Source organism: Bradyrhizobium sp. Arg816 (genome assembly GCF_029989365.1).
Taxonomy (GTDB): domain Bacteria; phylum Pseudomonadota; class Alphaproteobacteria; order Rhizobiales; family Xanthobacteraceae; genus Bradyrhizobium.
Genome location: NZ_JAPRAQ010000001.1, coordinates 1,039,559 through 1,064,843 on the forward strand (window position 1 = coordinate 1,039,559; position 25,285 = coordinate 1,064,843).

The following is a 25,285-nucleotide window of genomic DNA, read 5'->3' on the forward strand; positions in this document are numbered from 1 at the left end:
GGCGTCGAAAGGCGCTGAAAGTCACTTCTTCAGCAGCCCCTTCAGATTTGCGGTGAATTCGGCGACGTTCGACTTGCTGATCACTTGGGTTGGCACGATCAGCTTGCTGTCAGCCGGAATCCAGGATTTGTCGCCGTTCAGCGTCTTGATGATGTTGGTGGCGGAGAGATACCCGAATTCGTACGGCTGCTGCACGACAGTGGATTCGATCGTGCCGTCGGATATTCCCCGCAGCGTGCGCTGGTCCTCGTCGAAGCCGACGATCTTCACCTTGCCGGCCTTGCCCGCCGCCTTGACCGCGTCATAGATCAGCGGTGTCTCGTAGCTCCAAAGGCCGGACAACAGCGCGATGTCCGGATATTTGACGAGCACGTTCTCCATGTTCGCCTTGGCCTTGGCGAAGTCCACCTGGTCGGTGAACACGTCGACCAGCTCGACCTTGGTGCCGGCGATCGCTTCCTTGATCCCCTGCACCCGCTCGCGGGCATTGTCGGCGTCCATCGTGCCGACGAACAGTGCGATCTTGCCGCCGTTCGGCAGCGCCTTCTTGATCTCCTCGCCTGCCTGCCGCCCGGCCGCGACGTTGTCGGTGCCGATATAGGCGAGACGCTTGCTCTGCGGGGCGTCGCTGTCCGTCGTGATCAACACGGTCTTGGCCGCAACCTTGTTGAGCTGTTCGGTCGCGTGCGGCGCATCGTCGACCGAGATGGAGATGCCGGCGACGCCGCGTACCAGCAGGTCGTCCAGCTCGCGCCGCTGGCCCGCCGCCGTGCCTTCGTTGGTGACGATCAATTCGATATTGTATTCCGGGTGCTCCTTCTGCGCCTTTTCGAGCCCGCGGCCGGCGATGGTCCAGAAGTCGGCCGCAACATTGGTGACCAGCGCGATGGTCTTTTTCTGTTGGGCCTGCGCCACCCCCGTCGCCATCGCGAACGCGGCAGTCGCGAGCAGCGGCACTAGCAATTTCTTCATCGATCCGTTCATGTTCACCTCCCTTGGGTCACCCCGGATGGGGCCTTCAGGGCGCTTCTGCGCCTTATTTTATTTACGTAGCGAAGAAATGTCGCAGAGCAAAAACATCGAAATCGGGATGTACTGGCTCCTTCTTCAAGCGGAGATAGTACATGAGGTATGATAATAGTAAATATGGCTCGCAGACAACGTCTTCCGGTTGTGCTTTTTCGATCACATCACCCGACCACCCGCTCATTAACTTCACGTAATAAATTAAAGAGACAACATGGTTGACCAAATTGAGCCGCCGAGACGTACCTCAAGCATCGCCCGCGGCTCGAACCGCGGCCGCCTCGTCGAAGTCTTGCGACGCCAGGGGCCGTTGCCGCGTGTGGAGCTCGCCCGGAGTACGGGATTGAGCTTCCCCGCCGTTTCCGGCCTGACGTCGCGACTGATCGCGGAAGAGTTGCTGTGCGAGACCGAGACACCGGCAAGCTCGTGGCCCGACGACACGGACGAAGACGATGCGGACGGGCTGAACAGCCGCCGCCGGGGCCGGCCCGCCGTGCTGCTGACCCTCAACCCGGAGTTCGGCCGCATCATCGCGGTCTCGCTGCGCATGAATCTGATTGAAACACTGATCGCGGATTTCAGCGGCTCCAGCCTGGCGCAATCGCGGCTCGAAATCGCGACGCGGGCTCTCGATGCAGGCGCATTGTGCGATCTCGTGATCGCGCAGATCGATGCGATGCTCGAGGCGACGGCCACACCGCGCCATCGCCTGCTGGGAATAGGAATTGCCCTCCAAGGCATCGTGAACGCGGACACCGGCCGGCATCTGTGGAGTCCGGCGCTGTCCGTCACCGATATCGATCTGGTGAAGCCGGTGCGCGAGGCCTTCGGCGCTGAAGTCGTGATGGCGAATGATGCCGTCGCGGTTGCGCTCGCCCTCTCCGCCGCGGAGCCGTCACTGGCGCAGGGCCTCTCGGCAACGATCATGGTCGGCCACGGCGTCGGCATGGGCGTCGTTGTCGACGGTGAAGCGCGCTGGGGCGCCGGCGCCGGCAGCGAGATTGGCCATATCAAATTGGGATCGAACGGGCCGCAATGCCGCTGCGGCCAGCGCGGCTGCATCGAGGCCCATCTCGCCGACTACGCGCTCTACCGCGACGCCCGCACCTTTCTCGACTTGCCGCCGGCGGCGTCGCAGCAGCCTTCCGAGGCGCAGATGGCCCTCCTGCGCGAGCGGGCGCGGGGCGGCGATCCCCGTCTCGAGCACGTATTCCAGCAGGCAGGTCGTGCGCTTGCCGAGGCGGTCGCGGCAACGATATCCGTGCTGCGCCCACACCATGTGATCCTGGCGGGACCCGGCCTGCAGGCATTCGACATGATGCGCCGCGCCTATGAGGAGCGGCTCGAGCAAGCGGTGTTGCCATGGCTGCTCAAGTCCACGGCGATCTATCTGCGTCCAAGTGAGTCGGCGGCAATCGTCGAGGGCATGATGCGACGGACGCTGTGGGTCGTGGACCGAAACCGCATGGAGGCGACCGAGTGAGCAGGCACCAAAACGCAAAGGGCCCGGTCGCCAATGGCGACCGGGCCCTTTGTTTTATCGCATCAGGAGGTCAGGCCGCCTTGGAGACCAGGGCCTCGCTGTCGACGAGCTCGGTGCCGATCAAATAGTCGCGGCAGCCGCGCAGCGAACGCAGCGCGCGGTTGAAGTCGATGCCGGTCGAGACCAGCGCATGCAGCGTGGTCGGATTGCGCACGATGCCACGCAGCACGGCTGCGAGATCAATCTGGCCGTTCGGCTTGATGGCGGCTCGGGCGAGCGCCGGCAGCGCGCGATGGGCGGGATCGCTGATGACGCGGACCGCGGCAAAGGGCAGCCCGGCCTCGGCGGCGTAGGCGGCCGCGATGTGGCTCTCCATGTCGACGGCAGAAGCTCCGGTTTCCGAATGCAGCGCTGCCTTGCAGGACCGCTTCGTGACCACCTCCTCGGCGCCGGCAAGGCTGCCGCGCACCACACGGCGGCGTCCCGACGTCAGGCGGTCGATCAGGTCGTCGCCGAGCGAGAGGCCTGCGGCCCAGCGGGTATCGCCGGAGAGCACCTCGGTCGCCAGCACGACGTCGCCGGAGCGCAGCGTCGGGTCGAGCCCGCCGGCTACGCCGAACGAGATCACACCGCGAATCGTCTCGGGATCCACCACCGTCAGCAGCGCCCGCAACTGGGCCGGGCTGCTCGACGAGCAAATGACCGCCATTCCGGGCCCAGCCGCGATACGGGCCTCCTGAACCAGTCCAGTCACGATCAATATCGGCCGCGGGTCGATGGCATTACCCACGGTAAGATAGTCCCCCGTCCCCAAAGTCACATCCCGACCCCTACCACCCTGCTGTTGGTGCTCCGCAAGTTCCGATACCGCGCCAACGCCCACAGCGGGAAGAACTTCGGGTAACCATGATACCGTAGATAGAATACACGGGGAAAGCCTGTGGCGGTGTACCGCTGCTCGTCCCACAGTCCTTTTTTGTTCTGTGTTGCAATCAGGTACTCCACCCCGCGGGCGACGGCCGGGTGATCAACCTCGCCAGCAGCCATCAGGGCAAGCAAGGCCCATGCCGTTTGCGAGGCGGTCGAGGGAGCGGCCTCCCAGCCCTTGTAGTCGAGGCGGTAGCTGACCGCGTCCTCGCCCCAGCCGCCGTCCTTGTTCTGGATCGAGGCCAGCCAGTCGGCGGCTTTCCGAATCATGGGGTCGTCATGGCGGACGCCGGCCATGTTGAGGGCACAGAGCACCGACCAGGTTCCGTAGATGAAGTTCATGCCCCAGCGGCCGTACCAGGACCCTTCCGGGTGTTGGGTCTTCCTGAGATAGGCGACCCCGTCGGCCACATGCTTGCTGGTCTTCTCGGTCTCGCCGAGTTCGGCCAGCATGGAGATGCAGCGCGCGGTGACGTCCTCGGTCGGCGGATCGAGCAGCGCGCCATGGTCCGAGAACGGGATGTTGTTCAGATAGTATTCGAGGTTGTTCACGTCGAAGGCGGCCCAGCCGCCGTCGTCGCTCTGCATGCCCTCGATCCACTCCCGGGCGCGGTCGATCGCGACGTCATAGCCGGTCGCACCGTGCTCGCGTCGCATGCGGTCCATCGACATCACCACCACCGCGGTGTCGTCGAGATCGGGGTAATAGGCATTGTTGTACTGGAAGGCCCAGCCGCCCGGGCGCACGTCGGGCCGCTTCACCGCCCAGTCGCCCTTCACCTCGAGCTCCTGCTTCGGGATCAGCCAGTCGAGGCCCTGCTTGGCCGCAGGCACGGCCTTGTCACCGCCGGCTTCGAGCAGCGCGTGGGCGGTCAGCGTCGTATCCCACACCGGCGAGACGCAGGGCTGGCAATAGGCCTCGTCGCCCTTGATCACGAGCAGCTTGTCGATACCCCGGCGCGTGACCGCGCGCGGCGGATAATTCTCGTCCTTGCCGAGCGCGTCATACATCATGACGATGTTGGCCATGGGCGGATAGATCGCACCCATGCCGTCCTCGCCGTTGAGGCGTTCCTCGGTGAAGGCGAGCGCCGCATCGATCGCGCGCTGGCGCAGGCTCTTCGGAAACATCGGCTCGATCACGCGCAAAATGCCGTCGAGCGCGCGGAACAGCACGAACCAGGCCATGCTCTGGTGCGGCGCCTTCGCGGTCATGCCGATCGAGCGCGGATCCTGGAGAAACAGCTCGTCGATCCCGACGCCCTTCGGATTCTTCGCCAGCGGCTTCAGCGCGGCGAGAACCATCAGCGGCACCATGGTGGTGCGCGCCCAGTAGGAAATCTTGTTGAGGTGGAACGGCGACCAGAACGGCAGCAGCACGATCTCGATCGGCAGCACCGGCACCGCGCGCCAGGTCACCACGCCGAACATCGCAAGCAGGAAGCGCGTGAAGACGTTGCTGTTGATCGCGCCGCCGCGGGCATGGATCGCCTCGCGCGCACGCACCATGTGCGGGGCGTCGACGGAATCGCCGATCATCTTGAGCGCGAAGTAGGACTTCACGCTCGCGCTCATGTCGAACTCGCCGTCATGCACGAGCGGCCAGCCGCCATGGGCGCCCTGCACGCGGCGGAGATAATTGCCGATCTTGGCCTCGAGCACGGCGTCCACGGGCTCTGCGAGATAATGGCGCAGCAGGACGTATTCGGCCGGAATCGTGCAGTCGGCCTCGAGCTCGAACACCCAATGGCCGTCGGATTGCTGGAAGCCGAGAACGCCATCCGTCGCCGACGCAATGCTCGATTCCAAGGCCCCGGATTCTTGGGCTTCGCGGCTGGTCGCGTTCACGGCATCCATGTCGCTCGATTGCTCCGATAGTCGATTGAAATTGACCGGGACTTTGCCCGTCAGGGCCGCTTTGCGGCCAAAACCAGATCGGCGGCGCGATCACCGGACCGTACCGATCCCTCGATGGTTGCAGGCAATCCCGTAGCAGTCCAGTCGCCGGCAAGAAACAGGTTTTTCAGCGCAGTCGCCGGCCCCGGACGCAGGGCATTCTGGGCCGGCGTCGCCGCAAATGTGGCACGGCGCTCGCGAACGATCTGCCAGGGGGGCAGCTCGCCGGAAACCCCGCCCGCCTTGCAGACGTCGTTCCAGATCGCCTGCGCGAGTTCCTCGCGCGGCATGTCGACCAGGCGGTCGCCATTGCTGATGGTCACGGACAGCCGGTTCGGGAACGCGAACAGCCATTCCACGACGCCGCCGATCACGCCGAGGATCGGCGCCGAGCCCGGCGGCGGCTCGAACCGGAAATGCGCGTTCACGATGGCGCGGAATTCGGTCGGCGTCTTCAGCCCGGGCAGCAGGCTCGCGGCGGCACGCGGCGGCACCGCCATCACGACGACGTCGCCCTCACCGAGCTGGATCACATCCTCGCCGCCGAAATTCAGCGCGCTGGCCTTGCCGTCACCGGTCGTAAACGAACGCAGCTCATGGCCGAGCTGAACGGTGTGGCCGCGCTCCTGCAAGAACTTGACGGCAGGCTCGATCAGCACGGCGCTCAGGCCGTCGCGCGCGATCAGCGGCCGGCACGCCTGTCCGCCGGCAAGCAGCGTCTCGCGCACGATCGCGCCGGCAAGCCCGGCCGAGCCCTCGGGCGGATCGACGTTGAGTGCCGCAAGCAGCAGCGGCTGCACCAGCCGTTGATACAGGATGCCTTCGCAGGGAATGGACTTGCCGACCAGCGTCTCCTCCGACGCCCAGATCAGCGGCGCCAGCTTTAGATAATCGCCGAGGCCGGTATCGGGAACGCGGCGGCTCTCGTCGAGCACCCAGGTCGGCAGCCGGCCATCGCCGAGATCGATCTGCCAGCGTTGCCCGGTCTTGATGTCGACGAACGGAAACTGCGCACGTTCGGGGCCGACGAGGCCCGCCTCGGTGCCGATCGAGCGGGCATAGGTGCGCGCATGGCTGTTGCCCGACAGCAGCAGATGATTGCCGTTGTCGATGGTGAGATTGGTGGCGCCGTCGAAATAGGAGCGGCAGCGGCCGCCGGCCTGGTGCGTCGCCTCGTAGACGGCGACCTTGAAGCCCGCATTGGCGAGCCGCACGGCGGCGGAGAGGCCGGAAATTCCAGCACCGATGATGTGAGCTGTCTTTTGCATCAGATGAAAGCGTAACGGAGCAGGATCAGGATGCGCGTGACCTTCGACACACGCACGGGCTCGCGCGGCGCGTTGAAGCCGCGCGCGATCAGGAGGTCCAGGATGGAATGGTAGTACTTCGACATGATCCGCGGCGCGCGCACGGCGCGGCGCTTGTTGCGGTTCATGATCTCGTCAGACTTCTCGAAATGCGCCTTCGCACGCTGCGTCAGCGGCTGGCAGACCTTCGGCAGCGCGCGCTCGGTGATCACGCGGTTCGGGTCGTTCGATGTGATGCCGGCGTGGAGCAGCGCCTCGCGCGGCAGATAGAGCCGGCCGAGGCCAGCGTCCTCGTCGATGTCGCGCAGGATGTTGGTGAGCTGGAGCGCGCGGCCGAGATGGTAGGCGAGCTGGATGCCGTCTTCCTCGGGCAGGCCGAACACCCGCACCGACAGCCGTCCCACGGCGCTGGCGACGCGATCGCAGTAAAGATCGAGCGTCGCCATGTCGGGCGCGCGGATGTCCTGCGGTACGTCCATCTCCATGCCATCGACGATCGCGAGGAAATCCTCGCGCTTCAGCCCAAATGTCTTCACCGAGCCGACGTAGTCCTTCAGCCGCGGCGGCGGATGGCCCTGATAGAGCGCGTCGATATCGTTGCGCCACTCCTGAAGCGCGGCAAGCCGCTCGTCGCGGGGGCCGTCGGAATCGGCGATGTCGTCGACCTGTCGGCAGAAGCTGTAGATCTGAAACATCGCTTCGCGCTGGTCATGCGGCAGGATGCGCATCGCAGCGTAGAAGGAGCTGTTCGATGCCGTCGAGCCGTAATTGGCGCTGGGCGAGGTCGCCTCAAGCGTCATGTGCAGTCCCCGGTCTTGAAATGGCCTTGCGTCCGATCGCGCGGCGGCCGACTTCGCCGATCATGCCGGCGAGGCTGAAAGTGAGAAGTTCGAACTTGTTCAGATGCACGCGCTCGCGCAGGGGATCGCGCACCTTGAGCAGGCGCACGATGCGGTCGGCATAGGCCTGGATCACCGCAACGTCGACGCCGAGACGGACATCGCGGATCTCCGCAGCTAACGACCTGCCCTCGTCGAGCAGGGCTGCGTTGCGCACGGCGAGCGCATGAAGGCAGGCCAGCATCGCCGGCGGCGACTGCGTCAGCCCGAGCTGCTCGACCGAGGCGCCACTCGCGGCCAGCGCGTCGCGCGGCAGATAGACGCGATTGAGCTCGCGAAAATCCTTGCCGCAATCCTGGAGGTGGTTGTTGATCTGGAGCGCCGCGCAGAGCGCGTCCGAGGCCGCCCAGGTCGACGTGCTCTCGCCGTGGACGTCGAGCATGAAACGGCCGACCGGCATCGCCGAGTAGCGGCAATAGTGGATGACCTCGTCCCAGTTTTCGTAGCGCAGCTTGGTGACATCCATGCGGAACGCGATGAGCACGTCGAGCGCGTGGCGCGGCGCCATGCCTCGCTCGGCCAGCGCCCGCCGCAGAATGACGGCTTCGGCCTGGGTGTCGCCCTCGCCGAGCAGTTCCGCCTCGAGCAGGTCGAGATAAGCGAGCTTCTGGTCGGGCGGCAGCGTCGCGTGATCGGCGATGTCGTCGGCGGTGCGGACGAAATTGTAGTACGCCAGGATCAGCGCGCGATGGCGCGGATGAATGATCCAGGACGCGACGGGAAAATTCTCGTCGCGGTCACCCTTGCCGGATCGCAATTCGCTCGCAGAGGTCATCGAGGGCTGGTTTACAATCGTTTGGACAGGAAGGGCTTTTTCGCTCGCGCGGGCTCATGCCGGCGATGCCGCCGCGGCCCCCATATAGGGGAATACGGCCGCAAAACCAATCCTGTCTCTCGATGGCTGCCCTTCCGGATCCGGCCCGAAAAGGCGGCCCCGGGGCCGCCCTCGGTGGGCCAGTGGCCGAGCTTACTGGTTGTGGGTCTTCAGGACCTGGTCGCAGGCCTGCGAGATCTTGGCCCGGTTCTCCTTGAGGCAGGCCAAGATGGTGAAATCGCCCTGGTCGATGACCGGACGGCAGAACTTCTGCACATCGCGCGTGCAGGCCTTCTGTTCCGCGTCCGTGCCGCGTCCTGCCTGGGCGAATGCCGCCGTCGAAAGGGAGGCCGACAGCAGGGTGAGAGCGACGAGAAGCTTACGCATTGTATTCCTTCATTCTGACGGCAGAACCGCACCGATCCCGGACAGCACAGGCGGACGACCGGAACGGATTGTTCTGATGGCAAGTCGCCGCGGAACGTGCGGCCTCGGAGAAGGCACAAGCACTGGCAAATGCGGCCAAATTGGCGCCACAGCCACCAAATCAGGTCTTCCCTCGCTCTTCATTGGCAGATGTAAGAGTTTGATACTACGTCATAATTCTGGCACACCGCGTTTTGATGCGCACCTGTTGCAGAGCTGCATCTCTCCGCCCTGCTTTTCCCGCCAGAAACACAGCGAAACAGAGAGAATCGCGCAGCTTGACCTGGCGCGAGGGCGTCGTGAACCGCCGTCCCTGGCTGTCAGGCTTTGAACCAGACACAGGCTCGGAACACTAAACTTTCGATGTGGCGAGACGTTCATCCTAAGCGAACGTCGTTCGAAAACGGGATATTCAAAAATGCAATTCTTTGGGCGATCTGGACAGGCAATCAAGGCGGCCGGCATCGGGGCTGCGCTGCTCTTCTCAGTCTCGACAAGCCATGCTCAGTCGTCCGGACCGTTTGCAGGTTTCGACGGTGCATGGAGCGGCACTGGCACGGTGTCGCTGTCCGATGGCAGCACTGAGCGCATCCGCTGCAAGGCCGACTACAAGGTCGCAGGCACCGGCCTCAGCCTCAAGCAGGCCCTGCACTGCGCGTCCGACAGCTACAAGTTCGACCTCACCAGCGACGTGACGAGCCAGGGCGAGCGAATCTCCGGCAACTGGAGCGAGACCAACCGCAACATCTTCGGCAACCTCCAGGGCACCGCCGGCGGCGGCCAGATCGAGGTGTTCGTCGAGGCCAACGGCTTCGCCGCCAACCTGTCGCTGCGCACAAACGGCACCAAGCAGACGGTGCAGATCAGCTCGAAGGGCGAGATCCGCGGCGTCAACATCACGATGACGAAGGGCTGACGCCCTTCCCGCTTCGAGAGGAATACGCCTCCGGTTCTCGCGAGCCGGGGGCTTTTTGCTGACACGGACATGGACCCAATTCGCAGACATCTGCTCAAGGCCGCCGGGCTCTTCGTAGCCAGTCGCGCCTTCGCCAATGACCAGCCGGGAGCGAGCATGCAGCCTTCGTCGGTGAAACCGCGTCACGTGCTCTGCTTCCTCGGCAAGGACGAGAGCCTGCTGCATCCGCCGAAGGCGGTGGCCAAGACGATCGCGGATTTCAACTTCGAGATCGACCACACCTATTCGCAGGCCAAACCCGATCCGCACATGGAGCGGTCGTTCGGCGTGTGCTGGGATCGCGTCTTCCCGAAAGCCTGGTCTGCCGCGGACGAAGCGGCCGTGGCCAACCACAAAGCGGTGCTCTATTTGCTGAGCCCGACGCTGGAACAGCAGAAGGCAGTCGCCTTTTCGGCGGCGGCCTTGCGCATCGTCGAGGAGATGATCGAGGCCGGCGCCACCGCCGTGAAGGGCGAAAGCGCAGGCGTTGCCCACGGCCTCGAGCGGTGGCGCAGTCTCGGCGATCAGGCACGCAAGGGCGCAAAGACCAGTCAGGGCCTTGGCATGACCCTCGCCGTCGCCAAGGCGTGTCGTCTTGCTTTCGCCAAGCGTCCGCTCGGCGGCGATCGCTATTACGAGACCGTCGGCTATCACCTCGTCGGCTTGCCGGAGATCTATGTCGCGAAATCGCGCGGCAACGAATGGTCGGCGGTGATGCTCATGGAGGAGATTGCCAACGCCATGGCCGAACACGGCATCGAAGCGACGCTACGCGATCGCAAGCTTACGCTCTCGCGGGAGCAGGACTACGCCGAGGACGATTTCAAGTTCAATCCGTGCGGGATCGTCCGCGTCGAGGCGTGATCAAAGGGCGGCGTATGCCGCCGCCCGCTCAGATCGCCGGCTTGTCGGGGCCCTGAAGCCTGGCGTGCAAATTGATCAGCCACATCGCCGTCGGCCGCAGGATGAAGAGGTCGGCGACGAGCGCCATCACCATCGAGAAGGCGCTGAGCCAGCCGAACAGCCGCAGCGACGGCAGGTCGGAGAACACGGTGACGACAAGACCGCAGGCCAGCACCAGCGTGGTCAGGATCAGCGCCGGGCCGACCAGCACTGTCGCGCGCTCCACCGCGAGCGCCGCGCCGACGCCCGGCTTGCTCTCCAGCCTGAGGCGATTGAGGAAGTGGATCGTCGCGCTCAAGCCCAGGCCGAACGAAACGGTCAGCGCCACGACACTGGCAAATTGCAGGCCCTCGCCCATCGCCCACAGCACCGTTCCCGACATCACCACCGGGAAGATACCCGGCAGGATGCAGGCGAACATCACGACCCAGGAGCGGAAGGCCAGGCCGATGAAGATCGCGACCAGCGCGAATTCGACGGTGAGGCCGCGGTTGAGCTTCTCGATCATGCCGGCCGAATTGCGCGCGGCAATCGCGGCAAGACCCGTTACCGCGATCTCGTAGCCGGGATGCTTCTTGCGGACGGCGTCAAGTTCGGAATCGAGCTTGTCGACGATCGGTAGCAGCTGACTGGAATCCTTGTCCGGCACGCGGCCTGCGACTACGACGGCATCCTGCTCGGCGTCGATGAAGCGCCGGACCAGATGCTCGGGGATGACGTTGACATATTCCTCCAGCGTCGCGACGTCGGCGCTGCCGGCCTTGTCCGCAAGCCAGCGGCGCAGGGTCTCCAGTGACCAGACGTTGCCGACACCGGCGGCTTTCTCGACGGTCGCATGTACGTCCGCGATGGTCTGGAGCGTCTCCGGCGAGTAGAGCGTCTCACCCTTGGGGAACTGGACCAGCACGTTGACCGGATTGGCACCGGTGAGCTTGGCATCGAGCCGGTCGCTGGCGGCAACGGCCTGGCGCTTGTCCGGCACCTGATCCGCGAGCCGGTAGCGCGGCTCCAGATTGGCGTAGATGACGCCGAGGCCGGCGACGAACAGCACCGCGATCAGGCTGAACAGGCCGGGACGGCCCACCATGCGGACCGCGATCCAGTAGCAGAAATTGCGCAGCGCCTGCACGCCGGCATCCGCGCTCTGGAACTTGGAAGCAAAGACTTTCTCGTTGCGCACGAGCAGCACGCCGAACACCGGCACCAGCGACAGCACCGCGACCAGCGCGATGATGGTGGCGGCGAGGCCCGCCTCGCCGAATTTGCGGATCAGGTCGGAGTCCGAGAATTGCAACGCAATGAAGGAAATGCCGGCGGTGCCGTGCGTCAGCACGCAGGCCGGGCCCACCACCAGCACCGCGTTCTTGAACGCGGTGAACTTGTCCTGGCCTGCGATCAGCCGGTCGCGCGCGGCGAACGTCAACTGCATCGAGTCCGAGAAGCTGATCACCATGATGAGCGGCGTCATCACGTTCAGGAACATATTGAGATTGAAATTGGCCCAGCCGAGCGCACCGAGCGCCAGCAGGATCGCGATCATCGGCGGAAACGCCGCCGCGACCATGAACGAGATCTTGCGGAAGAAGATGATGGCGATAACGCAGCCGGCCAGGATGCCGAGGATGTTGTAGGTCAGCCCGTCACGCTCGACCGCGTTGCGGATCTCGAGCTGCATCACCGGCACGCCGGAGAGCTGCACGTTGAGGCCGGTATCGCCGAGGTCTTCCTTCATCAGCGCACGGATGTCGCCGACGGTCTTGGTCAGCTTGCTGGAGGCGACCACCTCCGGATCGAGCGAGAGCACGATCAGCGCCAGCGTGCCGTCCTCCGACAACAGCTTGCCGCGGATGATCTCGTTGTTCTTGACGGTCTCGATGAACTTGTCATAGGCCGCGCCCTCGGGCAGTTCGGGCGGGAACAGCGCCGCCGGCAGCTTGCCCGGCGCCGGCGCTTGGCGCGCCGAGAACAGCGAGACGAGGCCACGCGTGCCTTCGACCAGCTGCATGTCGGTGACGAAGTCGCGCAGCTTCTCGAGGTTATTCCGCGCCAGGAGGGTCTTGCCCTCGACCACGACGAGGACGTCGAATTCCTCGGCCGGAAACTTCTTTGTCACCGCTTCATACTGGCGGAATTCCGGCGTGTTGGACCGGAACAGCTGCGACAGCGAATCGTCGATCTTGATCCGGTGAATGCCGAACACGGCACCGACGATCAGGGCGAGCAGAACGATGCAGGAGACGATCGGGGCCCGGACGGCGATCAGCCCGATGCGCTCGAGCCCGAAGGCGATCGAGGACGTCGGTCCCTGCTCGACCTTGTCGACATGAACCTCATTCTCGCGGTGCTTTTCGAGCATGCCTTGTCCAGTTCCTAAATCGGCTCGGGTCTGTGAGCTTATTGCGTCCCGCGAACGGCTTGAAAATGCCATACCAATGGGAGGCTTGCCCTTTGAAAATGCGCGGAAAATCGCCGCGAGGGGTTTAGCAGGTCCAAACGCCCTCTCGCAAGCGCGCGCAAGCGCACAAATTGGATCAACATGCGGCGATTTCGACCCTTGATATCGGTCATTCCGGCCGAATCGTCCCGATTCGAGCGGGAGGATCGCCGCTCTCGTCTTTCAGCGCCACGCCGGTGACCTCCCGGGCCATCCCCTCACGGACCAGCCAGGCGATCTTGAAGGCGGCCTCGTCATGGCTCAACCCGGCCTTGTGGATGTTCGAGACGCAATTGCGTTCGGCATCGGTACGGCCCGGCTTCGGCGCGAAGGTCAGATAGGCGCCGAGGCTGTCGGGCGCGGACAGGCCCGGCCGCTCGCCGATCAGTGTCACCACCATGCGCGCGCCGAGAATGGCGCCGATCTCGTCGCCGAGCGCGACGCGCGCGCCTGAGGCGACAACGACATGTCCGATCGCGACGTCGTCGCCTTCCGCGAGCAGCGGCAGCAGGTGAGACACCAGCGCCACCGCATGGGCATGGACCGCCGCCGCCGACAGGCCGTCGCCGATCACGACCGCGAGCTGGCACGGCTCCGAGCCATGTCGTGCCAACAGTTCGGCCGAGCCGGCATCGAGTTGTCGTCCCAGATCCGGCCGCCGCAAATAATCCCTGCGCTCGACCGCCTGGCTCCGCGTCTCGGTGACGATGAGGCCAAGCGCGCGGAGATCGGCGACCAGACGCGGCGCGTCGAACACTGCATGCACGGCATCGCGGGCGCGGGCATGGTCCAGCGTGAAATCCAGCAAGGCCCTTGTCGGCACGCTCGCGCCGCTTCGGCCGAGCGCGACGCGCGCGGGCGTGAGCGACCGCAGATCGAGGGTCGGGCGGCGCGGGACGGCCGGGTCAGACATGTCGCGTCATTCGGCGGGAACGGAGGCCTCGCGCAGCCGCAGCGAATAGTTCGAGGCGTTCTGCTTGCCGCTGGAGGCCGCGCGCGCAAAGGTGATGAGATGGTGCGCGATCAAGGTGCAGCCAATCAGCCCTTCGAGGTCGCCGCGCTTGATGCGTCCGAGCGCAAACTTCCAGAACACGCGCCTGTAGTCGCCGAGCACGCCGACCTTCCAGAAGATGTTGCGTAGCATGACGAGACCGCGCCGGATGTTGGGCCAGGTCTTCATCTCGTCCGGTGTCGGCATCTTCAGGCGGTGCACATAGACGTTGTCGCATTGATATTGGAAGCGCGCGTAGACCTTCTCGGGCTCGTAGGCGACGCTCATGGCGTGCTTCCAGGATGCGACGACCTCGTCATAGGGCAACAGGAAGTCGACGTTGGAATCGCGGCCGTCATCCTCGATCAGGCGTCCCTCGCGCTCCAGACGGTCCCACAGCGGCGTCTTCGGCAGCGCCTGGAGCAGGTTGATCGTGAGCAGCGGAATCCGGGACTCCTCGACGAAGGCCAGCAGCGCCTCCGAGGTGTTCGGCTTGTCGGTGTCGAGCCCCATGATGATGCCGGACACGACCTCCATGCCGTAGGAATTGATCGTTTGCACGCCCTCGAGGATCGGGACCATCATGTTGTGGTCCTTGTGCATCGCCTTCAGCGCGTCGGGATCGGGCGTCTCGATGCCGCAGAAGATGGTGATGAAATAGGCCTCGCGCATCTTCTCGAGGATCTCGGGCCGCTTGGCGATGTTGAGCGTCGCCTCGCAGGCGAGCCGCACCACATAGCCGGTCCGCTTCTGCCATTCGATCAGATGCGGCAGCAGGTCCATCGCCGCCTTGCGGTTGCCGATGAAATTGTCGTCGACGAAATAGACCGTGTCGGTCATGCCGCATTCGCGCAGGCGGTCGAGCTCGGCGATGATCTGCTCGGGCGACTTAAGGCGTGGATTGCGGCCGTAGAGGCCGGGGATGTCGCAGAACTCGCACTGATAGGGGCAGCCGCTGGAATACTGGATGCTGCCGAGGAAGTACTTCTTCACGTCGGCGAGTTCGTAGGCCGGGATCGGAAACTCCGTCATCGGCACGCGGTCCTTGGTGGTGAGCACCACCTGCTCCCCGGGACGCGACGTGTCGCGCGCCAACATCTCGAGCAACTGATTGGTGGCGTCGCCGAGCTCGCCGACATGGAGATAGTCGAACGACGGATAATAGTCCGGGCAGGCGCTGACGGAGGGACCGCCGAGCGCGACCGGGAGATCGAATTCATGGGCGCGGCGGCAGATGTCGTTCATCTGCTGGCGCTGGATGTGCATGCCGCTGACGAAGACCGCCTCCGCCCACGCGAACTCTTCGTTGGTCGCGCGACGGAGATTCTCGTCGACGAACTTGACCTCCCAGTCCTCGGGCAGATAGGCCGCGAGCAGCAAAAGCCCCTGCGGGGGCATGAAGGCGCGGACGCCGTCGGTCAATGGATAGGAATGCTCGAACGTCCCGAACGACGAGGTGTACCGCGGAAACACGCACAGAATCCGCCGGGCCGTACCGTTACTTTCAGCTCGCATCAAAGCTCCCCCGCCACGGTCGACATAGCTGCGGAAATTGCCAGCCAGACCATAGCGTAATGCTGTCGGCGGAATTTCTCAATATTGTGGCAGGACGATAATTCCGAGAGGGACCAATGGTTTCCTATGAGCCCGGGCGCTCCCGCCGCGTCAGGCGATCAGACGCGAGGCAAAATCGGGGAGCAGGCCTGCATCGCCGGCAAGACGGAAATCGGCGCCCGCAATCCCCGACTGCACCAGCCAGTCGTCGAATTCCGGCGCGCGGCGCAGCCCGAAGACGTCGCGGACATAGAGCGCGTCGTGAAAAGAGGTCGACTGGTAGTTCAGCATGACGTCGTCGGCCCCGGGGACACCCATGATGAAGGTGACGCCGGCGGCCGCCAGCAGCGTCAGCAGATTGTCCATGTCGTCCTGGTCCGCCTCGGCGTGGTTGGTGTAGCAGATGTCGATCCCGAGCGGCAGGCCGAGCAGCTTGCCGCAAAAATGATCCTCCAGCCCGGCGCGGATGATTTCCTTGCCGTCGTAGAGATATTCCGGCCCGATGAAGCCGACCACGCTGTTGACCAGCAATGGCGCATAGGCGCGGGCGACCGCATAGGCCCGCGCCTCGCAGGTCTGCTGGTCGACGCCATGATGGGCGCCCGCCGACAGCGCCGAGCCCTGGCCGGTCTCGAAATACATCACGTTCTCGCCGACCGTGCCGCGCTTCTGCGACAGGCCGGCCTGCTGCGCCTCCTTCAGGAGCGCGAGGTCGACGCCAAAGCTGCGATTGGCGGCCTCGGTGCCGGCGACCGACTGGAAGACGAGGTCGACCGGCACGCCCTGCCCGATCAGCGACAGCGTCGTCGTGACATGGGTCAGCACGCAAGCTTGCGTCGGGATCTTCAGCCGGGCGATGATCTCGTCGAGCAGCCGCAGCAATTGCGCGATGACAGCGGGATCGTCGCTCGCCGGATTGATGCCGATGCAGGCATCGCCGGCCCCCAACAGGATGCCGTCGAGGATCGAGGCGGTGATGCCCCTGGCATCGTCGAAGGGATGGTTGGGCTGGAGCCGCGTGCTCATCCGCCCCTTCAGGCCGATGGTGTTGCGGAAGGCGGTGGTGACCTCGCATTTCCGCGCCGCCAGGATCAGGTCCTGGTTGCGCATCAGCTTTGAGACCGCGGCCGCCATCTCCGGGGTGATGCCGCCCGCCAGCCCGCGCAAAACCTCTGATGTCGCCACGTCCGACAGCAGCCAGTCGCGAAAGGCGCCGACCGTCAGCGAAGCCACCGGCGCGAATGCCTTGGCATCGTGGCTGTCGATCACGAGGCGGGTGACCTCGTCGGCTTCGTAGGGGATGACCGCTTCCTGCAAGAACTGCCCGAGCGGGACGTCGGCGAGCGCCATCCGCGCCGCGATCATCTGCTCGGCGCTTGCGGCGGAAATCCCGGCCAGCCGGTCGCCGGAGCGCGGCGGTGTCGCCTTGGCGAGCAGGTCGCGCAGGTCCGGGAATGTGTAGGTCGTGGCGTCGATTGTGTGGCGGTAGACCAAAGGCCCCTCCGGGGTTCATCGGCCAGTGGCCGACATCAGCGCGATCCCAAACTATACCCAGATCAAGACACTGAAATATCTTACTTTTCTTTCGACTAAGGACGAAGGGGCCGGGCCACGGCGTTAAGACGGCGTCCATCTTCATTCTGCATAGTTTTGCATCAATTCTATACGACCGCGCTCTCCGGCCGCTGCCGGCCATTGGGGCCTCTGAAAAGCATGACAACCGACCGTTCTGGGAATGCCACGGGGCTGGCAGGCCGTTTCACGCTTGCGACCAAGCTCTATGCGATCTTCGCGCTGTTCGCGCTGCTCACGGCGGCGATCGCGCTGCTGTCCGACTACAACAGCCGCCGCAGCGCCGAGTTGACGAGCGCGATCGAGACGGCGAACGCCGCAGCCCTCAATGTCGAGCGGGTCAACTCGCTGGTCTACGCGGTCGTGATGGAATCGCGCGGCGTCTACATGACGACCGAACCGGCCGTCGTGAAGAAATACGGCGAAGGCCTGCTCAAGTTCAACGCCCAGATCCTCGACGTCGTGAAGCGCTGGGAGACCATCGTCAAAGCCGACGATGCCGAGCAGTTCGCCACGTTCAAGAAGCGCATCGAGCAGTTCGTCGAATTCCGCAAAGAGCTGGTGCGCCGCGGCGTCGAGATCAATGCGGCCGCGGGCCGCGAATGGGGCGACAACGACGCCAATCGCGCCGTGCGCTCGGCGCTGAACAAGGATCTCGAGGCGCTGTCCAAGGTCTATGCCGAACGCGCCAGGCAGATCGCGCACGAGACCGAGACCAATCGCACCCTCTCCTTCGTGCTGACCTGCCTCGGCGGCGTCGCGCTGGCCCTCGTCGTGATCGGCATCGTCATCATCGCCCGCTCGATCGCCCGTCCCCTCTCCGCCATCACCGCGACCATCGAGCAGGTCGCGGACGGCGCCGAGAATGTCGTGGTGCCGCACTCCGACCGCGCCGACGAGATCGGCGCGTTGGCACGCGCCATCCAGATCTTCCAGGACGCGATGGGCCGCAACCGCAATCTCGCCTCGCAGGTCTCGCAGGACTCCGCGGCCCGCGAGCAGCGCGCCCGCCACATCGAGCAATCCGTCGAGGCGTTTCGCGAGGCGATCGGCGCGATCATGCGCGGCCTCAGCGACAACGCCTCCGTCATGCGCGAGACGGCACAGACCATCACCCGTGTCACGGCGGATGCCAGCAGCCGCGCCGGCACCGCGGCGAACGCCACCGAGCAGGCCTCGCGCAACGTCACGGCGGTGGCAGGCGCGGCCGAGGAGCTGTCCGCGTCGGTGGTGGAGATCGGCCGCCAGGTCCGGCAGTCCGCAGGCGCCGTCGAGCAGACCGGCCAGCGCACCGAGAAGTCGATCTCCGAGATCGAAAGCCTCGCGGCCGCCACCCAGCGCATCGACGGCGTGCTCAATCTGATCCAGGCGATCGCCGAGCAGACCAATCTGCTCGCGCTCAACGCCACCATCGAAGCCGCGCGCGCCGGTGACGCCGGCCGCGGCTTTGCCGTGGTCGCGCACGAAGTGAAGGCGCTGGCGGGTCAGACCGCCAAGGCGACCGCCGAGATCGGCGAGAACGTCTCGATGATCCAGGCGTCCACTCGCAACGCGGTCGATGCCGTGCGCGAGATCGGCGGCGCCGTGCGCGAGATCAACGACGTCACCTCGGCAATCGCCGGCGCCATCGGCCAGCAGGACGCCGCCACGCGCGAGATCTCGTCCAACGCGCAAAGCGCCGCGCAGGGCAACGAGACCCTGGTCGCCAACATCACCTCGCTGCGCGACGCCATCGGCGAGACCGACACGGCGGCAACCTCCGTGCTGACGGCGGCGAGCAGCCTGACGGACACGGCGGACACGCTGTCGCGCGAGGTGGAAAAGTTCTTCCAGAACCTGCGTTCGGGCGCGGCGGACAGCCGCGTCGCCAAGGCCGGGTGACGGCGCGTCCACCGCGGCCGAAGGCGGCGGTGGGGTCTGCCCAACAAAAATCCGGAAAACAACCCCATGCACAGTAGGCAGGGATAGCTGAATCAATGGCTTGATCGCCGGCGCGAACGCCTGCTGATTTTACGAAATGTGTTTGACGCGTCGGGCAAAACACTGGCATGATGTCATCATGGCGCATTCAGCCCCCAAGCGAGACGGGACTATCATTCCGAACTCGATGGATCGACCAATATGCGAACGCGGCCGTCGGCATCCTCGACTTCACGATAACGGCTCAACTCCGCCTTGAGGTCGGGGTCCGATTTGGCCCAGGCCAGCCAATCGAACGGCATTGAGCTCAGCAGATAGGTATCCACGAGAATCACGTTCGGCCGACCGGCTCGCAGGTCCGCGAGCAGCAGCCGCCGCTCGAAATTGATGATGCCGTCCAGTTTCGCTCGCTCATCCTCGGGCAGTTGCGAGCTCTTCTGTTGAAGCATCGAGCCGGCCGCCAACGCCTGCCCACACGTGTTGCCCGCCCAGGTCGCATTGATCTGACGGACGAGCGGATGCCCGAGAGCGACGTGATCGCCGATCGTGATCAGCCGCGGATGCTTTGCAAGGGCCAGGATACGCCCCTCCAGTGGCGGGAACGGCCGCACCTGAAGGGATAAACGGGAGCCGATGCACACAATCGCAGCAAGAGCGCAGATCATCACAGGCAGGCGCAACGTCTTCGTGCGAGCCTGCAGCAATGGCGCGGCACTCGCAAACATGCAAAGCGCAAATGCGGTGTAGGTCCAGCCCTTGCCCTGGATGATGAAACTCGCCGCTCCGCCAACCGCTGCGGCCAGCCACGGCGTTGCGCCGCCTTCCCATTTGAAGTCGTGCGGAGCCAACAGGCGCACGAGGCCGACGGAAGCGACCAGCATAACGGCCGGGAAAAACAGCAGACCGCCGAAATCCATCCTCAATGGCACATAGGCGGCAGTGACCATCGGGGCAAAGGTCAACAGATAAGCCGGAAAGAAGATGGCGAGCACCGCTCCGTAGCCGATGACGACGGCAGCGGCCGCACACGCTTCGGGGGTGAACAAGGGTCTGATGGAGCGTTGACGGAGGACGCAGATGATGATCGGCAGACCGACCACGAGGGTCAGGTAGGGCTTCAGGCTCATGGCCAACCCGGCACCCAGTCCCGCCAGGATCGCAACCGGTCCGGGCGCAAGCCCGCGCCAGCGGATCGCAGCGATGGCGACGAACGGCGTCATCGCAATGACGGCGATGTGTTCACGCTGTCCGAATACGGCGCCGGGAAAAATCGCGAACAGGAATGCGAGCACGCACGCCGTAATGCTCCTCTCGTCGGCTTCCAGCTTTGCCGCCGCAGCGGCGCGATCGATGATGGCGAGCGCGGCAACGATCTCGATCATCACCAGGATGATCACGATGATCTCGGGGGCAATGCCGGTGACGCGCGCAAGCTGCAACGCCGGCATGTACAAATAGACCGACAGCGGTGGATTCAGCTCGAAGACGTCGACGCCGAGCCTTCCGCCATCGAGAACTTTCTCGCCTTCGGTCAGCAGGCAGCTCAAATCCGCGTTGAGAACGACAGGCATTTGAACGAGCAAGGCCATCAGCAGGATCGCCGACACGATGATCCAGCGGTAGCTCATGCTAAACGTGCTTCCTGACATGGCCAGGGGCGTGACCGCCTCTCTTGACGCCGGCAAAGGCCCTCTCCTCGACGGAAGCGGTCTATTCTCTCACCCGTGCGCGGACCTGCCGCAGCGCGCACTCAGCGCCACTTTCAATCGAGAGTCGTTACTATTGTGCTACAATGATCTGAAACAATACCGCAGCGACCTGAAACAGTGCCGTTTCATGGTTAAATGTCAGGTCGAATGGCGAGACGCCGGGGGCTGCGCGCGGCATCCTGCGCGCCGTCGCACCGGTACGGTCTTCCAAATTGAGGCCGCGGAGCCACATTTCTCCCCCCAAGCGCTTCGTCCGATGAAGACTGTGTAGGCGAGCGCCAGCCACCGATGTCCGTCCGCCGTGACAAGGCTCGCCGCTTGTCCATGTTCAAGGAGCAACGACATCACCATGACCCACCAAGTGCGCGGCGAGCTTTTTCGTCGATCCGACCGGTGACGTTTTCGGCGACACGCTGCAAGACGAAGAAGGCATCGCCTACGCAGACATCGACCTCAACAAATGCGTCGAGCCGCAGCAATTCCACGATGTCGTCGGCTACTACGCGGCTTGCGCCGACGAAATTTTTCGACGAGGCCGCGCAGCCACCGACCGGCGCTGCGCTGCAAGCGGCCGGTCAAGCCGAAATTGGGGAGCGATTGGGATAATCCTGTCCGCTACTGCTGCCGATCTATTCCGTGCTTCGGATATTTGCACAGCACCTTCTGTTGATATGACAATTGTGTGACTTGACATCGTCCCAAGAATTTTTGTCGAGAGTCGCAAAGCGAACGGACACCTCATATCACTTGGGACATAGTGGTAACCGGGCTGGACAGAAGCTCATCAAAAATCGATCGGATACGGAAGCGGGCATCCCGCCTCCACGAACTCCTGCGGCGCAAACCAGCGTCGCGGGAAACGGTGTCACTTGAGTATGGGGATAGTCGTGAGTGAAAGTGAAATGAAAGCTGAACCGAACGGAAGGAACGGCTTTGCGATGCCGTCGTTCGAATTCCCGAAGTTTGCTCTGCACGGCGTGCTTAGGGAAGTTTCCGACCAGGGCGTGACCCGCGCGCGGGAAGGCTGCGAGAAGATCAAAGCTGCGACCGAAGAGATGGCCGAAGCACTGCGCGAGACTTATTCGACCAACGCAAGGAGCGCGACCGACTACGGCCTCAAGATGATCGAGATCTCGAACGCCAATACCGCCTCCGCGATCGATTTCTTCATTCACCTCCTGGGTAGCAGGTCGACGAGCGATGTCGTTGCCGTGTCGACTGAACAGGCGCGCAGGACTTTCGATACCGCATCCGCCCAGAGCAAGGACCTGTGGGTTCTGACGCAGAAGTTCGCGACAGAAACTGGCGAGCCGCTCAGGAGGCGCGTCGCCAAGGTGCTTCACCAGGGCAGCTAAGCCGCAGTCAACTACATCCAGGTTCGTTCAAGAGGGAGATCCGGCCGGTTGGACCAAGCTCCGCCACGAGCATGCCCACCTCATGCTCGGTCGAAGAACAGGCAGGTGCGCGATGCCCCCCAAGCCCACCGCACCAACAAGAGGCGCAATCCAATCGGCCGGGTTGTTTTTGAAAAATCAAGTTCAGGGGAGGCTTACATGGGCATGATCATGATCAAGTGTCCGCAGACCGGACGCGCGATCCCTACCGGCATCAAGACCGATCGCGAGAGCTTTCGGCGCAGCCCCGTTTTCTTTGCGCACACCCGCTGCCCGATTTGCCGGTCCAATCACAACTGGTTCGCTCGGGAAGCCTGGGTCGACGAGGCCGGCACCTTTGCGCCTCGGATCGCCCGCTTGCAGGCATGATCGACCAAACATGCATCGATGATCGCGATGGAGGGACACCATGGCGCACATGCAAATTTCGCGGGAAACGTCCGCTTGGCTCTTGCAGGCAAAGGAATTTCTTATCGAGGCACGACGGCTGAAGCCGGGCCCTGCCCGCAACGAATTGCGTGAGACGGCGCGCGTGCTGCGCGAAATTGCGGAGCTTGAGGCTGACTCCGTGCCGGGCCCTGGTCGAGCGAAGACAAGCTGACCGACGCGAAGCATCAGCTGCTCACAAGGAATCACCGCGATATCACATCAGGTGGCGACCGGAACGCGGGATCCGGGCACGCCGATCGACAAAATCTCCTCGAGTTCGCTTGACATGGTGCTGTGGCATTCGCAAGCGGCCGCAGCAAGCCGCATTGGGTCGACTTCGATTTGACCTCGTCGCTCCGATCGGATCGCTCCGGACGCGCGCAGACTGCGCATCAGGAGAGTCACCGTGGTTCGTCGCACGCCGAGTATCTGCGACAGCGCCTCCTGGGTGAGCGGAAGGACGTCGTGGTCGGTCCGATTGCGAAACTGGAGCAGCCAGCGGGCGATCCGAGCCTGGACCGGATGTAACGCATTGCATGCCACGCCGAGTTGAAACTGCGCAAGCATCGCCCTGACGTGAAGCTGGACGACCTGCCGTATCGCGGGGCTTCGATTGAAGGCAGCGTGAAACCGCGAGGCCGAAATCCGCGAGGCGGTGCCCGTCACGCGGACGATGGCGGTGATTGCCGAAGGCGACGGTCCAAGCACCGAAAGCATGCCGACAGCGCCCTCGCGGCCGACAGCGGCCGTGGCAACCGTCTGCCCGCTTGCCATGTTGACCATCAGCGAAACGGCCCCGCTATCGGGGAAGAGAATGTGCTCAAGACGATCGCCCGTGCGCGAGAGAACCGCGTCCTGGTCGAGTGCTACCGTCTCCAGGTCGGATGCAAGCGACGCGAAGTCCGCTGGCGGCACTGCCGCCAGGAGGCGGTTGCGAATTCGCCCCGGGGAAATCACGTCAGGAAGCCTCTTGGACAAGGCATCTCCCGGCTTGTCCATTCCGGCCGGAAAGGCGGCTTCAGGGGTTGTTTGAACCTGTGTTCCCTAGGCGCAACGCAGCCGAATTCGCTTGCAGTCGTTATTAATCTCAACAATGAAACTCCAAACGCTTACAACACCAGTGCAATTATTCTGCGCGGGCCGCTGAAAGAGTTAGCAAGATTTGTGAGGCCGCAGACAATTGCAAAATGCGTATGGGTAACACCGTAGTGGGTTCCGCGGCAGTAGTTCCATTGCCCAATGGCGTGCGTACTGAAGGAAGCAACGCAACCAAATTCAAAACTGTCCGCCGCGCTTGATCAGCTCCTTGCCGACCGCTGCCAGATGCACCTGGTCCGGCCCGTCGCCGATGCGGATGAAGCGGGCATAGACATAGGCTCGCGCGAGGAAAGTATCCTGCGAGACGCCGGCGGCGCCGTGGATCTGGATGGCGCGGTCGATGACGCGCGCGGCCATGCTGGGAACCACGATCTTGGCGGCGGCGATCAGGTCGCGCGCCGACTTGTTGCCTTCGCGGTCCATCTTGTCGGCGGCTTGCAGCGTCAGGAGCCGCGCCTGCGCGATCTCGCAGAAGGAGTGCGCGATGTCCTCCTTCACAGAGCCCTGCTCGGCGAGCGGCTTGCCGAAGGCTGTGCGCGACACGGAGCGCTGGCACATCAATTCCAGCGCACGCTGGGCGCAGCCGATCAACCGCATGCAGTGATGGATGCGGCCGGGGCCGAGCCGGCCCTGCGCGATCTCGAAGCCGCGGCCTTCGCCGAGCAGGATGTTCTCCGCCGGTACACGGACATTCTCGTAGACGATTTCGGGATGGCCGACCGGCGCGTCGTCGTAGCCGTAGGTCAGCATGTCGCGGACGATGCGCACGCCGGGCGTCGCCTTGGGCACCAGGATCATGGACTGCTGGCGATGGCGGTCGGGATGGTCGGGCGCGGTCTTGCCCATCACGATCAGGATCTCGCAATCCTCGTTCATCGCGCCCGACGTGAACCATTTGCGGCCGTTGATGACGTAGTCGCCGCCGTCGCGTTTGATCTCGCACTGGATGTTGGTGGCATCGCTGGAGGCGACCTGCGGCTCCGTCATCGAGAAGCCTGAGCGGATGCGCCCCTCCAGCAGCGGCTTCAGCCAGCGCTCCTGCTGTGCCGGCGTGCCGTAATTCGCCAGCACTTCCATGTTGCCGACATCAGGGGCGGAGCAGTTGAAGATTTCGGGCGCCCAGAGGATACGGCCCATGATCTCCTTCACCGGCGCATATTCGAGATTGGTCAGGCCAATGTTGTTAGGGTCTTGGCCGTGCTCGCCGGAGAGAAACAGGTTCCAGAGCCCCTGCTCCCGCGCCAGCCGCTTCAGGTCCTGGAGCACCTGCGGCGTCTTGTAGCGCGTGGCCTCCGGCTTGACCTGCTCGTAGTAGAGCTCCTCGACCGGCTCGACATGCGCAAGCATGAACTGGCGGACGCGCTCCTGCAGCTCCAGCGAACGGGCGGAGTGTTGAAAGTCCATGGTGGTCTCCTGTTCGCTGCGCTTAGCTCTTCCCTTCTCCCCTTGTGGGAGAAGGTGGCGCGAAGCGCCGGATGAGGGGTTGTATCCGCGAGTTCAAATGTAGAGACGACTCGCGGAGAGAAACCCCTCACCCGGCTCGCCGCT

Annotated in this window: 21 protein-coding genes and 2 pseudogenes; 8 read left to right on the forward strand and 15 right to left on the reverse strand. The window is 64.1% G+C overall.

Features of this window, described 5'->3' with window-relative positions:
* Nucleotides 1–21 precede the first annotated feature (21 nt).
* Nucleotides 22–984 carry a sugar-binding protein gene (locus tag OWC48_RS04775; RefSeq protein ID WP_282518900.1) on the reverse strand — a complete coding sequence of 321 codons (963 nt, stop codon included), beginning with the start codon at nt 982–984 and terminating at the stop codon, nt 22–24.
* 256 nt (nt 985–1,240) lie between these two features.
* Between OWC48_RS04775 and OWC48_RS04780 the strand changes: the two genes are divergently transcribed.
* Nucleotides 1,241–2,509 (forward strand): ROK family protein, encoded by a 1,269-nt coding sequence (locus OWC48_RS04780; RefSeq protein ID WP_282518901.1) that lies wholly within the window; start codon nt 1,241–1,243, stop codon nt 2,507–2,509.
* 70 nt (nt 2,510–2,579) lie between these two features.
* On the opposite strand, the gene OWC48_RS04785 is transcribed toward OWC48_RS04780, so the two are convergent.
* The 6 genes from OWC48_RS04785 to OWC48_RS04810 form a co-directional block, all read right to left on the reverse strand.
* Nucleotides 2,580–3,329, reverse strand: a complete 750-nt coding sequence (locus tag OWC48_RS04785; RefSeq protein ID WP_282518902.1) for a phosphorylase — start codon at nt 3,327–3,329, stop codon at nt 2,580–2,582.
* Entirely contained in the window at nt 3,326–5,293 is a 1,968-nt protein-coding gene (gene shc, locus OWC48_RS04790; protein WP_282518903.1) for a squalene--hopene cyclase, read from the reverse strand. The genes OWC48_RS04785 and shc overlap by 4 nt, the downstream gene beginning before the upstream one ends.
* A gap of 50 nt (nt 5,294–5,343) precedes the next feature.
* The gene (hpnE, locus tag OWC48_RS04795) at nt 5,344–6,600 is read right to left on the reverse strand and encodes a hydroxysqualene dehydroxylase HpnE (protein WP_282518904.1); all 1,257 of its coding nucleotides are present in this window, start codon (nt 6,598–6,600) and stop codon (nt 5,344–5,346) included.
* Nucleotides 6,600–7,439: a presqualene diphosphate synthase HpnD gene (gene hpnD, locus OWC48_RS04800; protein ID WP_282518905.1), complete on the reverse strand. Its 840-nt coding sequence runs from the start codon at nt 7,437–7,439 to the stop codon at nt 6,600–6,602. Before hpnD ends, hpnE begins: the two co-directional genes overlap by 1 nt.
* Nucleotides 7,429–8,313 carry a squalene synthase HpnC gene (gene hpnC, locus OWC48_RS04805; RefSeq protein WP_282518906.1) on the reverse strand — a complete coding sequence of 295 codons (885 nt, stop codon included), beginning with the start codon at nt 8,311–8,313 and terminating at the stop codon, nt 7,429–7,431. Before hpnC ends, hpnD begins: the two co-directional genes overlap by 11 nt.
* A gap of 192 nt (nt 8,314–8,505) precedes the next feature.
* Nucleotides 8,506–8,739 carry a hypothetical protein gene (locus OWC48_RS04810; RefSeq protein ID WP_028143219.1) on the reverse strand — a complete coding sequence of 78 codons (234 nt, stop codon included), beginning with the start codon at nt 8,737–8,739 and terminating at the stop codon, nt 8,506–8,508.
* 457 nt (nt 8,740–9,196) lie between these two features.
* On the opposite strand from OWC48_RS04810, the gene OWC48_RS04815 reads away from it, so the two are divergent.
* Together OWC48_RS04815 and OWC48_RS04820 are read left to right on the forward strand one after the other, a co-directional pair.
* Nucleotides 9,197–9,694: a hypothetical protein gene (locus tag OWC48_RS04815; RefSeq protein WP_282518907.1), complete on the forward strand. Its 498-nt coding sequence runs from the start codon at nt 9,197–9,199 to the stop codon at nt 9,692–9,694.
* 69 nt (nt 9,695–9,763) lie between these two features.
* Nucleotides 9,764–10,597 carry a hypothetical protein gene (locus tag OWC48_RS04820; protein ID WP_282518908.1) on the forward strand — a complete coding sequence of 278 codons (834 nt, stop codon included), beginning with the start codon at nt 9,764–9,766 and terminating at the stop codon, nt 10,595–10,597.
* Nucleotides 10,598–10,625: 28 nt separating this feature from the next.
* On the opposite strand, the gene OWC48_RS04825 is transcribed toward OWC48_RS04820, so the two are convergent.
* The 4 genes from OWC48_RS04825 to OWC48_RS04840 all read right to left on the reverse strand — a co-directional run bounded on the left by OWC48_RS04825 (nt 10,626) and on the right by OWC48_RS04840 (nt 17,109).
* A complete protein-coding gene (locus OWC48_RS04825; RefSeq protein ID WP_282518909.1) occupies nt 10,626–12,992 on the reverse strand; it encodes an RND family transporter in 2,367 nt (788 codons plus the stop codon).
* A 208-nt stretch (nt 12,993–13,200) separates the two neighbouring features.
* Nucleotides 13,201–13,983 (reverse strand): ethanolamine ammonia-lyase subunit EutC, encoded by a 783-nt coding sequence (gene eutC, locus OWC48_RS04830; protein ID WP_282518910.1) that lies wholly within the window; start codon nt 13,981–13,983, stop codon nt 13,201–13,203.
* Nucleotides 13,984–13,989: 6 nt separating this feature from the next.
* Nucleotides 13,990–15,576, reverse strand: coding sequence for a B12-binding domain-containing radical SAM protein (locus tag OWC48_RS04835; RefSeq protein WP_282518911.1), 1,587 nt, complete (start codon nt 15,574–15,576; stop codon nt 13,990–13,992).
* A gap of 150 nt (nt 15,577–15,726) precedes the next feature.
* The gene (locus OWC48_RS04840) at nt 15,727–17,109 is read right to left on the reverse strand and encodes an ethanolamine ammonia-lyase subunit EutB (protein WP_282518912.1); all 1,383 of its coding nucleotides are present in this window, start codon (nt 17,107–17,109) and stop codon (nt 15,727–15,729) included.
* Between the two features lie 219 nt (nt 17,110–17,328).
* On the opposite strand from OWC48_RS04840, the gene OWC48_RS04845 reads away from it, so the two are divergent.
* Nucleotides 17,329–19,068, forward strand: a complete 1,740-nt coding sequence (locus tag OWC48_RS04845; protein ID WP_282518913.1) for a methyl-accepting chemotaxis protein — start codon at nt 17,329–17,331, stop codon at nt 19,066–19,068.
* Between the two features lie 212 nt (nt 19,069–19,280).
* Here the strand turns inward: OWC48_RS04845 and OWC48_RS04850 are convergent, their stop codons facing one another.
* Nucleotides 19,281–20,504, reverse strand: coding sequence for a hypothetical protein (locus tag OWC48_RS04850; protein WP_282518914.1), 1,224 nt, complete (start codon nt 20,502–20,504; stop codon nt 19,281–19,283).
* Nucleotides 20,505–21,068: 564 nt separating this feature from the next.
* Nucleotides 21,069–21,170 (reverse strand): annotated as a pseudogene (locus OWC48_RS04855) (EamA family transporter); the annotation flags it as partial.
* Between the two features lie 2 nt (nt 21,171–21,172).
* Between OWC48_RS04855 and OWC48_RS04860 the strand changes: the two are divergent.
* The 4 genes and pseudogenes from OWC48_RS04860 to OWC48_RS04875 form a co-directional block, all read left to right on the forward strand.
* A pseudogene (locus tag OWC48_RS04860) lies at nt 21,173–21,319 on the forward strand (carbon-nitrogen hydrolase family protein); the annotation flags it as partial.
* 399 nt (nt 21,320–21,718) lie between these two features.
* The gene (locus tag OWC48_RS04865) at nt 21,719–22,171 is read left to right on the forward strand and encodes a phasin family protein (RefSeq protein WP_282518915.1); all 453 of its coding nucleotides are present in this window, start codon (nt 21,719–21,721) and stop codon (nt 22,169–22,171) included.
* A 198-nt stretch (nt 22,172–22,369) separates the two neighbouring features.
* Entirely contained in the window at nt 22,370–22,579 is a 210-nt protein-coding gene (locus OWC48_RS04870) for a hypothetical protein (RefSeq protein WP_028157200.1), read from the forward strand.
* A 40-nt stretch (nt 22,580–22,619) separates the two neighbouring features.
* Nucleotides 22,620–22,811: a hypothetical protein gene (locus OWC48_RS04875; RefSeq protein ID WP_028157199.1), complete on the forward strand. Its 192-nt coding sequence runs from the start codon at nt 22,620–22,622 to the stop codon at nt 22,809–22,811.
* A 47-nt stretch (nt 22,812–22,858) separates the two neighbouring features.
* Here the strand turns inward: OWC48_RS04875 and OWC48_RS04880 are convergent, their stop codons facing one another.
* Nucleotides 22,859–23,617 (reverse strand): Crp/Fnr family transcriptional regulator, encoded by a 759-nt coding sequence (locus tag OWC48_RS04880; protein ID WP_282518916.1) that lies wholly within the window; start codon nt 23,615–23,617, stop codon nt 22,859–22,861.
* Nucleotides 23,618–23,914: 297 nt separating this feature from the next.
* Nucleotides 23,915–25,141 (reverse strand): acyl-CoA dehydrogenase family protein, encoded by a 1,227-nt coding sequence (locus tag OWC48_RS04885; protein WP_282518917.1) that lies wholly within the window; start codon nt 25,139–25,141, stop codon nt 23,915–23,917.
* Nucleotides 25,142–25,285: the final 144 nt, after the last annotated feature.

Bases quoted from the DNA above. Each gene is read 5' to 3' on its own strand.
- OWC48_RS04775 (WP_282518900.1), bottom strand. From the start codon at position 984: ATGAACGGATCGATGAAGAAATTGCTAGTGCCGCTGCTCGCGACTGCC.
- OWC48_RS04780 (WP_282518901.1), top strand. From the start codon at position 1,241: ATGGTTGACCAAATTGAGCCGCCGAGACGTACCTCAAGCATCGCCCGC.
- shc (WP_282518903.1), bottom strand. From the start codon at position 5,293: ATGGATGCCGTGAACGCGACCAGCCGCGAAGCCCAAGAATCCGGGGCC.
- hpnE (WP_282518904.1), bottom strand. From the start codon at position 6,600: ATGCAAAAGACAGCTCACATCATCGGTGCTGGAATTTCCGGCCTCTCC.
- hpnD (WP_282518905.1), bottom strand. From the start codon at position 7,439: ATGACGCTTGAGGCGACCTCGCCCAGCGCCAATTACGGCTCGACGGCA.
- hpnC (WP_282518906.1), bottom strand. From the start codon at position 8,313: ATGACCTCTGCGAGCGAATTGCGATCCGGCAAGGGTGACCGCGACGAG.
- OWC48_RS04810 (WP_028143219.1), bottom strand. From the start codon at position 8,739: ATGCGTAAGCTTCTCGTCGCTCTCACCCTGCTGTCGGCCTCCCTTTCG.
- OWC48_RS04815 (WP_282518907.1), top strand. From the start codon at position 9,197: ATGCAATTCTTTGGGCGATCTGGACAGGCAATCAAGGCGGCCGGCATC.
- OWC48_RS04820 (WP_282518908.1), top strand. From the start codon at position 9,764: ATGGACCCAATTCGCAGACATCTGCTCAAGGCCGCCGGGCTCTTCGTA.
- OWC48_RS04825 (WP_282518909.1), bottom strand. From the start codon at position 12,992: ATGCTCGAAAAGCACCGCGAGAATGAGGTTCATGTCGACAAGGTCGAG.
- eutC (WP_282518910.1), bottom strand. From the start codon at position 13,983: ATGTCTGACCCGGCCGTCCCGCGCCGCCCGACCCTCGATCTGCGGTCG.
- OWC48_RS04835 (WP_282518911.1), bottom strand. From the start codon at position 15,576: ATGCGAGCTGAAAGTAACGGTACGGCCCGGCGGATTCTGTGCGTGTTT.
- OWC48_RS04845 (WP_282518913.1), top strand. From the start codon at position 17,329: ATGACAACCGACCGTTCTGGGAATGCCACGGGGCTGGCAGGCCGTTTC.
- OWC48_RS04865 (WP_282518915.1), top strand. From the start codon at position 21,719: ATGAAAGCTGAACCGAACGGAAGGAACGGCTTTGCGATGCCGTCGTTC.
- OWC48_RS04870 (WP_028157200.1), top strand. From the start codon at position 22,370: ATGGGCATGATCATGATCAAGTGTCCGCAGACCGGACGCGCGATCCCT.
- OWC48_RS04875 (WP_028157199.1), top strand. From the start codon at position 22,620: ATGGCGCACATGCAAATTTCGCGGGAAACGTCCGCTTGGCTCTTGCAG.
- OWC48_RS04885 (WP_282518917.1), bottom strand. From the start codon at position 25,141: ATGGACTTTCAACACTCCGCCCGTTCGCTGGAGCTGCAGGAGCGCGTC.